This is a genomic window from Nonomuraea sp. C10 (genome assembly GCF_008017515.1).
In the GTDB taxonomy this organism is placed as follows: Bacteria; Actinomycetota; Actinomycetes; order Streptosporangiales; family Streptosporangiaceae; genus Nonomuraea; species Nonomuraea ferruginea.
In genome coordinates, this window is sequence record NZ_VPFF01000001.1 from 330,567 (window position 1) to 342,585 (window position 12,019).

Consider the following 12,019-nt stretch of genomic DNA (forward strand, 5'->3'; position numbering starts at 1 on the left):
AGCATGACCTCCATGGTCGTTCTCGGGCTGAGCATCGCCACCGTCCTCCTCCTGCTTGGGGCGTTCCTGGCCACCCTGCGCCAGGACAGGAAGGACCGCACGGCGGTCGAGCAGCCGGTCGAGGTCGCTCCCGCCGAGCCCCCGCTACCCGCGCCGGTCGCGGCGGCCGGGCATGCCGGCATCGACTACACCGACCCGCGCACGCTCAGGGTCGGCGACAAGATCGAGGTTCTCGGGTCGCCGGTGCGCGTGCTCGGCGCCCTGTACGTGTCGTGGCAGGGCCAGCAGTGGGTCGAGTACCGCCTGCGCGACGGCGCCCGCCGCGTCCAGTGGCTGACGGTCGAGATGCGCAAGGGCCAGACCCCCGACCAGCCGCCGCACCTGGAGGTGCTGCTCTGGACCGACGTGCCCACCCAGGGCATGGTCCCGGCGCGGAGCAGCCTGATCATGGATGACGTCGAGTTCCACCCGCTGGAGCGGGGCACCGCCGCGTTCCGGTCGGAGGGCAGCACGAGCAAGCCCGACAGGGGGCTGCTCGACTTCGCCGACTACCGGTCGACCGACGGGCGGCTGCTGTCGTTCGAGCGGGTGCAGGGCCAGGCGTGGACGGCAGCGTACGCGCAGCCGCTGCCGCCCGGCTCGATCGGCATCATCAGCCGCGCCTCCTCCTAGTCAGGCCAGCTCGACCTTCCGGCTGCCGGACGCGCTGCCGTCGACCCAGCCTTCCACCCGCGTGTCGTTGGACCAGCGGGCGCCGGCGTACTCCACCCGGCTCAGCCCGTACCTCTGCGCGTGGGCCACCGACCAGGCGGCGATCAGCCAGCCGCGCTTGCTGCCGGTGACGGTGGTGCTGCCGAGCGCCCGCTTGAGCTGGCGGCGGGCCTGGGCCGTCTTGGGCCGGGGCGCGGCGGCCTGCTCGGCGCCCGCCTTGCCGCCGCTCGCCTGCGCATCGCCGGCCTGGCCCGTCTCCGGCGGATACCAGCAGTGGACGGCGCGCGGGACGCGCCCGGTGAACGCCGCCGCGAGGATCTCCGCCTCCTCCTGGTGGGGGCCGTAGGCGTAGCCGGCCGCCGAGCGCTGCACCTCCTGGGCCGCCTCCGCGACCGGCATCTTGCGGTAGCCCTTGACCTTGACCAGGGCGGCGAAGAAGCGTTCGGTCGCGTAGACGGGGTCCATGATCTGCTTCTTGGTGCCCCAGCCCTGCGACTCGCGCTGCTGGAACACGCCGACCGAGTCGCGGTCGCCGTAGTCGAGGTTGTAGAGCTTGGACTCCTGCAGCGCCGTCGCGTACGCGATCACCACGGCTCGCTCCGGCAGCTTGCGCCGGGCGGCCACGGCCGCGATGGTGGCCGCGATCCGGGCCTGCTCGATGTCCATCTCCCGATCGCCGCCGGGGGTGCGCACGACGCAGTGGGCCTCGGGGACGGCCAGGGGCTTGGGCGCCCGCTTGAGCAACTGGTAGACGCCGAACGAGATGCCCACCGCGAGGATCAGCACGATCGCCGCGATGGTGATGACTCCCCGTGAGAAGCGCAGGTGCACGCTGTAGAACCTACCCGGCGGGATAGGCTCCGTGGCCATGACCGAAGTGAGCACCCTGTCACCGGCGATCGACCGGTTGTGGGCGCGGCGCGCCGAGCTGTCACCGGCCGACGCGGAGGCTCGCGCCGCGGTGGTGGCCGCCGTGGACCTGCTCGACCGGGGGCAGGCGCGGGCGGCGTGGCCGTCGGGTGACGAGGTGGTCGTGGACGAGCGGGCCAGGCGGGCGATCCTGCTGGCGTTCAAGGTGCTCGGCATGGCCAGGTCGCAGGTGGGCGACTTCCACCACCACGACAGGGTGCCGCTGAAGACCTCCTTCGACGGGGTCAGGGTGGTGCCGGGCGCGATCGTCCGCTGGGGCGCCTACCTGGCGCCGGGCGTGGTGCTGATGCCGTCGTTCGTCAACACCGGCGCCTACGTCGGGCCGGGCACCATGGTCGACACCTGGGCCACGGTCGGCTCGTGCGCCCAGATCGGCGCCGACGTCCACCTGTCCGGCGGGGTCGGCATCGGCGGCGTGCTGGAGCCGCCGAACGCGGCGCCGGTGGTGGTGGAGGACGGCGCGCTGATCGGCAGCCGGGCGATGATCGTGGAGGGCGCCCGGGTGGGCCGCGGCGCCGTCGTCGGCGCCGGCACGATCCTGTCGGCGTCCATGCCCGTCGTCGACGTCCAGACCGGCGAGGAGCTGGCCCGCGGCCGCGTCCCCGACTGGTGCGTGGCGGTGGGCGGCACCCGTCAGAAGGAGTACCCCGGCGGGACGTTCGGGCTGCCCTGCGTCCTGGTGCTCAAGCGCCTGGAGCCGGGGCGGCGCCACGACAAGGCAGCGCTCAACGAGGTGCTGCGCGAACACGGAGTGAACACCTGATGCTTGACCTGACGCAGGACGTCCGCACGCTGACGGCGGCCGTCGTCGACATCGAGTCGGTGAGCGGCGCGGAGGAGCACCTCGCCGGGCTGGTCGAGCGGGCGCTGACCGGGCTGCCGCACCTGAAGGTCGACAGGTCGGGCAACACCGTCGTGGCCCGCACCACGCTGGGCCGGGCCGAGCGGGTGGTGATCGCCGGTCACCTCGACACGGTGCCCGTCGCCGGCAACCTGCCCAGCCGGGTCGAGGACGGCCTGCTCTACGGCTGCGGCACCTCCGACATGAAGGCCGGGGTGGCCGTCGCGCTGAAGCTGGCGGCCACGGTGCCCGACCCGGTCCGCGACGTCACGTACGTCTTCTACGACTGCGAGGAGATCGAGGCCGCGCGCAACGGGCTGACCCGGGTCGCCCGCGAGCACCCCGGCTGGCTGGCGGCCGACTTCGCCGTGCTGATGGAGCCGACCGACGGCGTCATCGAGGGCGGCTGCCAGGGCACGCTGCGCGCCGAGATCCGGGTCACCGGCAAGCGCGCCCACAGCGCCAGGTCGTGGTTCGGGGTCAACGCCGTCCACGGCATCGAGCCGGTGCTCGCCAGGCTGAACGCCTACGAGGCGCGGCGGCCGGTGGTCGACGGGCTGGAGTACCACGAAGGGCTGAACGCGGTCGGCGTGCGCGGCGGCGTGGCGGGCAACGTCATCCCCGACGAGTGCGTGGTCACCGTCAACTACCGCTTCGCCCCCGACCTGACGGTCGAGCGGGCGCGGGCGCACGTGCGCGAGGTGTTCGACGGGTACGAGGTCGCGTTCGTGGACGCGGCGCCCGGGGCGCGGCCTGGCCTGACCCACCCGGTGGCCGCCGCCTTCACCGCCGCCGTCGGCGGCACGCCGCGGGCCAAGCTGGGCTGGACCGACGTGGCGCGCTTCTCCGACCTGGGCGTCCCGGCCGTCAACTACGGCCCCGGCGACCCCAATCTGGCACACCAGCAGGGCGAGTACGTGACGCTGGAGAAGATCGTGGAGGGCGAGCGGGCGATGCGCGCCTGGCTCACCGGGGGCCGGAAACAGTGAAAGTGGCTCTCCTCGCCGGCCATTTGACGGGGAGAGCCACTTTCAGTCCCGAGCAGCACCCTCGCCGGTTAGACGCAGGGGTCGCGAAATCTGGTTCCAGGTTTCCCGGGAAGTTTTTCAAGATTCTTCCGGCGGCCTTCCTGACGGCATCCCGGCCCCGTCCCCGCAGGGTAGGCAGATACCGGACATCCAGCGAACTGTTGAGGGATAGCGTGGTCCGTATGAGAGCGAATCGCCGCGAACGGCGGCAAGGCCAGGCGGTGGTGCGCGGGAACCTGGTGCCCGAGTCGACCCATGACCAGAGGCTGCTGGCCCGTCAGGGGCCCGCCGACTGGGTGCACCAGGACCCGTGGCGCGTGCTGCGGATCCAGGCGGAGTTCGTCGAGGGCTTCGGCCAGCTCGCCGAGCTCCCCCGCGCGGTCACCGTGTTCGGCTCGGCCAGGACCCCCGCCGACTCGACGGAGTACAAGGTGGGCCGGGAGCTCGGCAGGGCGCTGGCGCAGGCCGGTTTCGCGGTGATCACCGGAGGCGGGCCCGGCGTCATGGAGGCGGCCAACCGGGGCGCCACCGAGGTCGACGGCGGCGTGTCGGTCGGGCTCGGCATCGAGCTGCCGTTCGAGCAGCGTATGAACGACTACGTGGACCTCGGCATCGAGTTCCGCTACTTCTTCGTACGCAAGACCATGTTCGTGAAGTACTCGTGCGGGTTCATCGCGCTGCCCGGCGGGTTCGGCACGCTCGACGAGCTGTTCGAGGCGCTCACCCTGGTCCAGACCCACAAGGTCACCAGCTTCCCCGTGGTGCTGATGGGCTCGGAGTTCTGGGGCGGGCTGCTCGACTGGGTCAAGAGCCAGCTGTGCGGCACCGGCAAGATCGCCCCCCACGACCTCGACCTGATCACGGTCACCGACGACGTGGACGAGGCGGTGCGGATCATCACCGACTCCGAGCTGAACCGGTCGCGCCGGCGGGAGGACGAGGAGGAGTCCGTCAGGGCGCAGGTGGCCGAGCCGCAATAGGCTGGCTCTCCGTGAACATCTGCGTCTTCTGCGCCTCAAGCCGGCACATCGACGACAAGTATCTCCGCCTGGCGGCCGAGGTGGGGGGTGAGCTGGCCCGGCGCGGCCACACCCTGGTGAGCGGCGGCGCGACCGTCTCCTGCATGGGCGAGGTCACCAGGGCGGCCCGTGCCGCCGGCGGCCGCACGATCGGCGTCATCCCCCAGGTCCTCTTCGAGATCGAGATCGCCGACGAGGATTCCGACGAGCTGATCGTCACGGCCGACATGCGCGAGCGCAAGGGCCAGATGGACGCCAGGTCCGACGCCTTTTTGGTGCTGCCCGGCGGCATCGGCACGCTGGAGGAGCTGTTCGAGATCTGGACGGCCAGGGTGCTCGGCATCCACGACCGTCCCCTGGTGATCCTCGATCCCTGGGGGCTCTACCGGCCGCTCAGGGACCTGGTCAGCGGCATGTACGACGCCGGGTTCACCCGTGCCGGCGTCTTCGACGCCATCTCCTGGACCACCACGGTCGACGAGGCGCTGGCCCATCTCGAAGCCCGCGCGCAGCCTGTCCGGCCGAGCGTGGAGGAGCTGAGCGAGGCCGTCGACTGAGCGCCCGGCTGCGCACCGGGTGGGGCAAGTGCGGGACTCGTGCCCCGGTGGTATGAGTACGATGCCAATGTGCTGCTGGTCATCCTCGCCATCGCCGCGCTCGCCATCCTGGCCGGCGTGGTTCTGGTGTCCCTGGGCAAGGGCGGTGAGCTGACCGAGTTCCCGCCGGACGTGCCGCCGCTCAACCTTCCCGAGGCGGGCAATCTCGCGGCGGTCGACGTCCTGGCGTTGCAGTTGCCGGTCAACCTCATCGGTTACCACACGCAGAGCGTCGACGAGTCACTGCGCCGGATGGCCAACGCCATCAGCGCGCGTGACACCAGGATCGCGATCCTGGAGCAGCGGGTGTCGGAGCTGCTGTCGAGCAGGCTCTACGCCCGCCAGGAGGTCTACGCCGCGCCGGGCAACGGGCCGCGCACCGAGCACGAGCCGCCCGCCTCGCCCCTCGCGCTGACCGCCGAGAGCGGCCCGCCGTCCAACGGTCACGTGCCCCCGTCCGCGCTGGAGGCGCCGGCCGGCGTCGAGCACGAGCCGGTCTCCTGGGTGGGTCCCGACGGCCAGGACCTCGCCGCATCATCCGAACACGACGAGCCCGAAGACCCCGAGACCGAGCAGAGCCCGGCGGAGCGGGACGAGTCTGAACGGTCTGAGACCGAGCAGGGTCTGGCGGAGCGGGACGAGGCCGAGCAGAGCTCGGCGGACCGGGACGAGACGGGCGACGAGACACGGCGACGGTCTTCCGAGGGGTCCGGCGACGCAGGCGAGCTGGTGCGGGTCTTCGGCGGAAAAGACGGCGACGGCGGCGGGGACAAGACCGGCGGCGAAGACGGCGGCAAGGAGGGGGACGGGCGGGCGTGAGCGAGGTGATCCGCTGCTCGTGGGCGGGCATGGCCGACCCGCTCTACCTCGCCTACCACGACGAGGAGTGGGGCCGCCCGGTGCGGGGCGACGACCGGGTCTTCGAGCGGGTGACGCTGGAGGCGTTCCAGTCGGGCCTGTCGTGGCTGACGATCCTGCGCAAGCGGGAGAACTTCCGTGCGGCCTTCGACGGCTTCGCCATCACCAAGGTGGCCGCGTACACCGAGGACGACGTGCGGCGGCTGCTCGCCGACGTGGGCATCGTCCGTAACCGGGCCAAGATCGAGGCCACGGTCGCCAACGCCAGGGCGGCGATGGAGGTGCCGGGCGGCCTGTCCGACCTGGTCTGGAAATATGCCGACCCGTCCGCTCCGGTGCCCGCGACCATGGCCGACGTGCCCGCCGTGACCCCCGCGTCCAAGGCGCTGGCCAAGGAGCTGAAGAGCCACGGGTTCAGGTTCGTCGGCCCGACCACCTCGTACGCGCTGATGCAGGCGATCGGGCTGGTCAACGATCACATCAAGGGCTGCGTGGCGCGGGCCTGAGCCCGCGCGCCGTCAGCGGCCGTGGAAGACCGGCTGCTCCTTGGCCAGGAACGACGCCGTGGCCCGCAGGTGGTCGTCGGTGGCCGCGCACGCGTCCTGCAGGTCGGCCTCCAGCGCCAGCGCCTCGGGCAGCGGACGCGCGGCGGCGTGGGCCAGCGCCCGCTTGGTGGCGCCGTAGGCCTTCGTCGGCCCCTGCGCGAGCCGTACGGCCAGCTCGTGCGCGGTCTTGAGCACGTCGTCGGCGGGCACCACGCGGGTGACCATGCCGAGCTCGAGCGCGCGGGCGGCGGTGACGGGCTCGCCGAGCAGCATCAGCTCGGTCGCCCGGCCCAGGCCGACCAGGCGCTGCAGCGTCCACGAGGCGCCCGAGTCGGGCGCCAGCCCGATGCCCGCGAACGCCAGCGCGAACTTGGCCTTCTCCGAGGCGATCCGCAGGTCGCAGGCGAAGGCGAGGGCGGCGCCCGCGCCCGCGGCCACCCCGTTGACCGCCGCGACGACCGGCTGGTCCATCGTGGTGATCAGCTCGATGATCGGGTTGTAGTGCTCGCGCACCGTGTTGTCCAGGCCGCGGCCGGCCTCCAGGTTGGCGGCGTGCTCGCGCAGGTCCTGCCCCGCGCAGAAGGCCCGGCCCGAGCCGGTGAGCAGGACGGCGCGCACTCCGGGGTCGGCCGCCGCCCGCCGCAGCGCGTCCAGCAAGGCGGTCTTGACCTCCGCCGTCAGCGAGTTCATCGCGTCGGGCCGGTCGAGCGTGATGGTGGCGACGGCGTCGGCCACGTCATAACGGATCAATGCAACTCCCTGTCGACGAACGCGGCGGCTGCGGGCAGCAGCCGGGCTGCCTCCTGCTCGAAGAACGCCCTGGCCTTCTCACCCGGCCAGCCCGCGGGCAGCAGCTCGGGCGGCAGGCCGGGGTCACGGAACAGGAAGTTCCGCCATCCGTGCACGAGCTTGCTCCTTGTCGCGAAGACTAGGTCGGGCCTGGCCTGGGCGGGCAGGGCGGTGATCAGTGTGTCGGCCTCGGCGTGCCACTGCTCGTAGGCCTCGCCGATGGCGTCCAGATCCCAGGCCCGCGCCACCAGCTCGCGCGGGTCGCCCTCCAGTGCCGCCTCGAACCTATCGGCCCGCACTCCCTCGCTCTCCAGCAGGTGGTCCAGCTCGGCGGAGGAACGCGGGCCGATCCAGGTGCTCTCGGAAAGCGCCGCGTAGCCGAGGAAGGCCAGCGTGATCCTGATCCGCTCGCGGCGCGGCCGTTCCTTGACGGGCGGGAACACGATCAGGTGCCAGCGGCTGTTCCAGCTCAAGGTTCCGGCTCGGTAAATTCTCAGCGCCGCCTCATCCAGCCGTCTGACGCACTTCGGGGTGAGACCGTAGCCGGGCCCGCGCGGCAGCCGGACCGGCCGCAGCCAGCCCTGCCTGACCATGCGGGAAACGGCTGTACGCACGGCCGGTGCGGCGATTTCCAGGGGTTTCATCAATCGGACGAGAGCGGCCACGGACGCCTGCCCACCGCGAGAGCGCAGGTGGTCTCCATACAGGTCGAACAGGGCGGCGCGTGCGTGCACGAAGTCCAGTTTGGATGGCTTCGCCCCGCTCGACAACGCATTCTGGGAGGAGATCGTTACCCATGAGGGCTCTCGATGCGGGAGAATAGGACATCACAGAAGACGTGAATACGCCGACCACCCGTTTCGGGAGGTCGGAGGTCGGAGATCGCGGGCCGCGGGAGCCCAAGGCAGGAAGGGATGCACGCATGGCGGCGATGAAGCCGCGGACCGGCGATGGTCCGCTCGAGGTCACCAAGGAAGGGCGCGGCATTGTCATGCGGGTCCCCCTGGAGGGGGGCGGACGGCTCGTCGTGGAGATCTCCGCGGACGAGGCCAAGGCTCTCGGCGAAGCATTGAAGAACGTCGTCGGCTAGAGCTTCCGACCGATCTTCACCCCACGGCCCTGGCGTGCACCCGCGTGCCAGGGTCGCCGACGTATGAGGAGAGAACGTGCCGATCGAGACCGCTGCCTCGGTGGTCGCCCAGGTTCCCGACGACGCCCCGCTGCTGGCCGTCCCTTACGACTCCGCGCTCGCCCCGGCGCTCCGGCTCGACCTGCACGTGCCGGTCGCCGGGCTGCTCGCGCACTACGAGGCCGAGGGAGAAGCGGGCGAGGTCGTCGAGGTCCCGGTGGCCAGGGGCGACGGCGTCGGCCGCGTCCTGCTCTACGGGGTGGGCGACGGCTCTCCGCGAGCCCTGCGCAAGGCCGCGGCCACGCTGACCCGCCGCGCCCGCGGCAAGGAGTCGCTGGCCGTGGTCACGCCCGAGGGCGACCCGCGGGCCTTCGCCGAGGCCGCGCTGCTGGCCGCCTACTCGTTCAAGATCGGTTCGGCGGGGAAGCGGCCGGTGGGCGCGATCACCTTCGTCGGCGCCGACGAGGAGCAGGTCCGCAGGGGCGAGAGCGTGGCGCGGGCCGTCGCGCTGGCCCGCGACCTGGCCAACATGCCGTCGTCGGTCAAGGGCCCGTCGTGGCTGGCCGAGCGGGCCGCCGAGCAGGGCGTCCCGATCCGCGTCTGGGACGAGGAGCAGCTCCAGGCCGAGGGCTTCGGCGGCCTCCTGGCCGTCGGCCGCGGCTCGGCCCGGCCGCCGCGGCTCATCCAGCTCTCCTACACTCCCGACGAGCCCGCCGAGCGCCACGTGGTGCTGGTCGGCAAGGGCATCACCTTCGACTCGGGCGGGCTGTCGCTCAAGCCCACCGAAAACATGAAGACGCAGAAGACCGACATGGCCGGCGGCGCCGTGGTGATCGCCGTGATGGGCGCGCTGGCCCGGCTCGGCCTCCCGATCCGGGTGACGGGCCTGGTGGCCGCCGCCGAGAACATGCCGTCCGGCACGGCCCAGCGCCCCGGCGACGTGATCAGACCGTACGGCGGGCGCACCGTCGAGGTGCTCAACACCGACGCCGAGGGGCGCCTGGTGCTGGCCGACGCGCTCGCCTACGCCGACGCCCGGCTCGACCCCGACGTGGTCGTCGACGTCGCCACGCTCACCGGCGCCGTCACCGTCGCGCTCGGCCGCCACCGCGGCGGCCTCTACGCCTCCGACGACGAGCTGGCCAAGCGGCTGCTGGAGGCCGGGGAGGCCAGCGGCGACCGGCTGTGGCGGCTGCCGCTGATCGACGACTACGCCGGGGCGCTGGAGTCGCCGGTGGCCGACCTGGCCAACGTCGAGATCGGCTCCCGTTACGGCGCCGGTTCGATCACGGCCGCGCTGTTCCTGCGCGAGTTCGCCGGCGACCGGCCGTGGGCCCACCTCGACATCGCCGGGGTGGGGCGGAGCACGGTCGACGAAGGGCTCCTGACCAAGGGCGCCACCGGGTTCGGCGTGCGCGTGCTGCTGGAGTGGCTGTCCGGGCTGTGACGCGCCTCAGCCGGAGACCTTGACCGCGGCCAGCAGGCCGTCGCCGAGCGGTATGAGCAGCGACCGCAGCCGGTCGTCGGCCTGCACGAGCTTGCCCAGCTCGCGCAGCGACACGGTGTCGGGGTCGCGCTGGGCGGGGTCGGCCACCCGGTGGTGCCAGAGCACGTTGTCGAAGGCCACGATGCCGCCGACGCGGAGCAGGCGGACCGCCTCGGAGAGATAGTCGGCGTACTCCTGCTTGGCCGCGTCGGCGAAGACCAGGTCGTAGCCGCCGTCGGAGAGCCGCGGCAGCACGTCGAGCGCCCGTCCGGTGATCAGCCGCACCCGGCCGCCCGAGAAGCCCGCCTCCGCGAACGCCTGCCGGGCGAGCCGCTGGTGCTCGGGCTCGACGTCGACGCTCGTGAGCGTGCCGTCGGCGCGCATGCCCCGCAGCAGCCACAGCCCCGAGACTCCGCAGCCGGTGCCGACCTCGACCACCGACTTGGCGTTGATCGCGGTGGCGAGGAAGCAGAGCGCCGCGCCGCCGCCGGGAAGGATGGGCGGGGCACCCATCTCCAGCCCGCGCTGCCGCGCCGCGTGCAGGATCTCATCCTCGTGATGGAACTGCTCCGCATAGGCCAGAGTGGCCTCCAACGGACTGGTCATCGGCCTCCTCCCCCCACTTTCGTGCGATTGGTCACCGATCGCAGCCTAGGGGAGTAGTGCCGGGACGGGAACTCAGGAGGGCCTCGAGGCGTTGCAGGTTTAAACGGGCTTTGCCGGTCCGGATGGCAGTGAGTGCGCACGAAGGGACAAAACCAGGCACTATGACGGTAGCGGTGGTCCCAGAGAGAGGAGTGCTGGTGGACGAAAGTGACCACCAGGCCGATACTCCGTTGTCCGATGTCCCCGGCATGGTCCCCGAACCGGAATGGACCCCTCCCACCTGGGAGGAAGTGGTGCGGACCCACTCCGCGCGTGTCTACCGGCTGGCGTACCGTCTCACCGGCAACGTCCACGACGCGGAGGATCTCACCCAGGAGGTCTTCGTCCGGGTCTTCCGATCTTTGTCCAGTTACACCCCCGGCACGTTCGAGGGCTGGCTGCACCGGATCACGACCAACCTGTTCCTCGACATGGCGCGGCGCAAGCAGCGCATCAGGTTCGAGGGACTGGCCGACGACGCGGCCGAGCGGCTTCGCGGCCGGGAGCCGTCGCCGGCGCAGGCCCTGCACGACGCTCACCTGGAGCCTGACATCCAGGCCGCTCTCGACGCGCTCGCACCCGAGTTCCGGGCGGCGATCGTGCTGTGTGACATCGAGGGATTGTCCTACGAAGAGATCGCGGCCACGCTCGGCGTCAAGCTGGGAACGGTCAGAAGCCGGATTCACCGTGGCCGGGCACAGTTGCGCGAGGCGCTCGAACATCGGGCACCCCGTAATTCCCAACTCCCCCCGACCGTAACCCGTGGGGAGGAAGTCTGACATGGCTCACCTTGAAGAACGCATATCCGCGCTCGTCGACGGCGAACTCAATCACGCCGAGCGAGAGCGCGCGCTGGCCCACCTGACGTTCTGCGCCGACTGCAGGAGAGAAGTGGAGTCGGTGCGGGCGCTCAAGTCCCGCCTGCGCTCGCTGGAGACCCCCGCGCTGCCCGCGGACCTCACCATGTCGCTGCTGCGCATGGCCGAGCCCGGCGGTCCGCTGCCGCCCAGGGAGCGGCCTTTCCCTACGCGTACGTTCGGAGGGGTGCCCATCCCGGGGCCGCACAGCATCGCCCCTTTGGACAACCGGCCCCGAAGGAACGGCACTGGTGGCGCCTCCTCGGGCCCTGGCCGCGCGACTAGGCGCGGCACGTACGTCGCGGTCAGCGTCGTGTCGGCGGCCGTGGCGCTCGGCACGTTCTTCGCCGTATCCGGCGTCGGGCAGAACACCCAGACCCCGCCGGTCGAGCTCGTCAAGCGCGTGCAGCCGACGCCCACGGGCGCGCCGTCCACCGCCACTCCTTGAGACCGATCCCGGCTGGGATACTCGTGATGGCGTAGTCCATGGCGTGAGGGGCATACGATCTGAGATCGGGATATGTCAGGAGAATCGGGCTGACAATTGCTTTACAGCACCCGTATGCCGTACAGACCATGGTTGCG

Annotated in this window: 15 protein-coding genes; 11 read left to right on the forward strand and 4 right to left on the reverse strand. The window is 71.6% G+C overall.

All coding sequences use genetic code 11. The annotated features are described in order from the left end of the window. Window positions 1-3: 3 nt before the first annotated feature. Entirely contained in the window at window positions 4-672 is a 669-nt protein-coding gene (locus FR742_RS01530; protein WP_148029243.1) for a DUF4178 domain-containing protein, read from the forward strand. On the opposite strand, the gene FR742_RS01535 is transcribed toward FR742_RS01530, so the two are convergent. Beyond that, on the reverse strand, window positions 673-1,581 hold the full coding sequence (locus tag FR742_RS01535) for a hypothetical protein (protein WP_261808305.1): 909 nt from the start codon (window positions 1,579-1,581) through the stop codon (window positions 673-675). It abuts the gene before it with no gap. Between FR742_RS01535 and FR742_RS01540 the strand changes: the two genes are divergently transcribed. The 6 genes from FR742_RS01540 to FR742_RS01565 all read left to right on the forward strand — a co-directional run bounded on the left by FR742_RS01540 (window position 1,574) and on the right by FR742_RS01565 (window position 6,489). After that, complete coding sequence (locus tag FR742_RS01540; RefSeq protein ID WP_396989212.1) at window positions 1,574-2,404, forward strand: 2,3,4,5-tetrahydropyridine-2,6-dicarboxylate N-succinyltransferase; 831 nt, start codon at window positions 1,574-1,576, stop codon at window positions 2,402-2,404. The two genes, FR742_RS01535 and FR742_RS01540, sit on opposite strands and share 8 nt — an antisense overlap. Next, complete coding sequence (dapE, locus tag FR742_RS01545) at window positions 2,404-3,471, forward strand: succinyl-diaminopimelate desuccinylase (RefSeq protein ID WP_148029245.1); 1,068 nt, start codon at window positions 2,404-2,406, stop codon at window positions 3,469-3,471. The genes FR742_RS01540 and dapE overlap by 1 nt, the downstream gene beginning before the upstream one ends. A gap of 221 nt (window positions 3,472-3,692) precedes the next feature. Continuing rightward, window positions 3,693-4,490, forward strand: coding sequence for a TIGR00730 family Rossman fold protein (locus FR742_RS01550; protein ID WP_148029246.1), 798 nt, complete (start codon window positions 3,693-3,695; stop codon window positions 4,488-4,490). A gap of 11 nt (window positions 4,491-4,501) precedes the next feature. Next, window positions 4,502-5,086 carry a TIGR00730 family Rossman fold protein gene (locus tag FR742_RS01555; RefSeq protein ID WP_148029247.1) on the forward strand — a complete coding sequence of 195 codons (585 nt, stop codon included), beginning with the start codon at window positions 4,502-4,504 and terminating at the stop codon, window positions 5,084-5,086. Window positions 5,087-5,155: 69 nt separating this feature from the next. Then, window positions 5,156-5,944 carry a hypothetical protein gene (locus FR742_RS01560; protein ID WP_148029248.1) on the forward strand — a complete coding sequence of 263 codons (789 nt, stop codon included), beginning with the start codon at window positions 5,156-5,158 and terminating at the stop codon, window positions 5,942-5,944. Then, window positions 5,941-6,489 carry a DNA-3-methyladenine glycosylase I gene (locus tag FR742_RS01565; protein ID WP_148029249.1) on the forward strand — a complete coding sequence of 183 codons (549 nt, stop codon included), beginning with the start codon at window positions 5,941-5,943 and terminating at the stop codon, window positions 6,487-6,489. Before FR742_RS01560 ends, FR742_RS01565 begins: the two co-directional genes overlap by 4 nt. 12 nt (window positions 6,490-6,501) lie before the next feature. Here FR742_RS01565 and FR742_RS01570 read toward each other — a convergent pair whose 3' ends face one another. Both FR742_RS01570 and FR742_RS01575 read right to left on the reverse strand, forming a co-directional pair. Further along, window positions 6,502-7,278, reverse strand: a complete 777-nt coding sequence (locus FR742_RS01570) for an enoyl-CoA hydratase-related protein (RefSeq protein ID WP_148029250.1) — start codon at window positions 7,276-7,278, stop codon at window positions 6,502-6,504. Further along, entirely contained in the window at window positions 7,275-8,051 is a 777-nt protein-coding gene (locus tag FR742_RS01575; RefSeq protein WP_148029251.1) for a PaaX family transcriptional regulator C-terminal domain-containing protein, read from the reverse strand. The genes FR742_RS01570 and FR742_RS01575 overlap by 4 nt, the downstream gene beginning before the upstream one ends. A 188-nt stretch (window positions 8,052-8,239) precedes the next feature. Between FR742_RS01575 and FR742_RS01580 the strand changes: the two genes are divergently transcribed. Both FR742_RS01580 and FR742_RS01585 read left to right on the forward strand, forming a co-directional pair. Next, the gene (locus FR742_RS01580) at window positions 8,240-8,407 is read left to right on the forward strand and encodes a DUF3117 domain-containing protein (RefSeq protein ID WP_020545024.1); all 168 of its coding nucleotides are present in this window, start codon (window positions 8,240-8,242) and stop codon (window positions 8,405-8,407) included. Window positions 8,408-8,483: 76 nt separating this feature from the next. Continuing rightward, entirely contained in the window at window positions 8,484-9,893 is a 1,410-nt protein-coding gene (locus tag FR742_RS01585) for a leucyl aminopeptidase (protein WP_148029252.1), read from the forward strand. Window positions 9,894-9,899: 6 nt separating this feature from the next. Here the strand turns inward: FR742_RS01585 and FR742_RS01590 are convergent, their stop codons facing one another. Continuing rightward, window positions 9,900-10,538: an O-methyltransferase gene (locus FR742_RS01590; protein WP_148029253.1), complete on the reverse strand. Its 639-nt coding sequence runs from the start codon at window positions 10,536-10,538 to the stop codon at window positions 9,900-9,902. A 248-nt stretch (window positions 10,539-10,786) separates the two neighbouring features. On the opposite strand from FR742_RS01590, the gene sigE reads away from it, so the two are divergent. Then, complete coding sequence (sigE, locus tag FR742_RS01595; protein ID WP_372452411.1) at window positions 10,787-11,356, forward strand: RNA polymerase sigma factor SigE; 570 nt, start codon at window positions 10,787-10,789, stop codon at window positions 11,354-11,356. A 1-nt stretch (window position 11,357) separates the two neighbouring features. Next, the gene (locus FR742_RS01600; RefSeq protein WP_148029255.1) at window positions 11,358-11,882 is read left to right on the forward strand and encodes an anti-sigma factor; all 525 of its coding nucleotides are present in this window, start codon (window positions 11,358-11,360) and stop codon (window positions 11,880-11,882) included. The last annotated feature ends 137 nt before the right edge of the window (window positions 11,883-12,019 follow it).

Bases quoted from the DNA above. Each gene is read 5' to 3' on its own strand.
- sigE (WP_372452411.1), top strand. From the start codon at position 10,787: ATGGTCCCCGAACCGGAATGGACCCCTCCCACCTGGGAGGAAGTGGTG.
- FR742_RS01550 (WP_148029246.1), top strand. From the start codon at position 3,693: ATGAGAGCGAATCGCCGCGAACGGCGGCAAGGCCAGGCGGTGGTGCGC.
- FR742_RS01530 (WP_148029243.1), top strand. From the start codon at position 4: ATGACCTCCATGGTCGTTCTCGGGCTGAGCATCGCCACCGTCCTCCTC.
- FR742_RS01590 (WP_148029253.1), bottom strand. From the start codon at position 10,538: ATGACCAGTCCGTTGGAGGCCACTCTGGCCTATGCGGAGCAGTTCCAT.
- FR742_RS01535 (WP_261808305.1), bottom strand. From the start codon at position 1,581: ATGGCCACGGAGCCTATCCCGCCGGGTAGGTTCTACAGCGTGCACCTG.
- dapE (WP_148029245.1), top strand. From the start codon at position 2,404: ATGCTTGACCTGACGCAGGACGTCCGCACGCTGACGGCGGCCGTCGTC.
- FR742_RS01580 (WP_020545024.1), top strand. From the start codon at position 8,240: ATGGCGGCGATGAAGCCGCGGACCGGCGATGGTCCGCTCGAGGTCACC.
- FR742_RS01600 (WP_148029255.1), top strand. From the start codon at position 11,358: ATGGCTCACCTTGAAGAACGCATATCCGCGCTCGTCGACGGCGAACTC.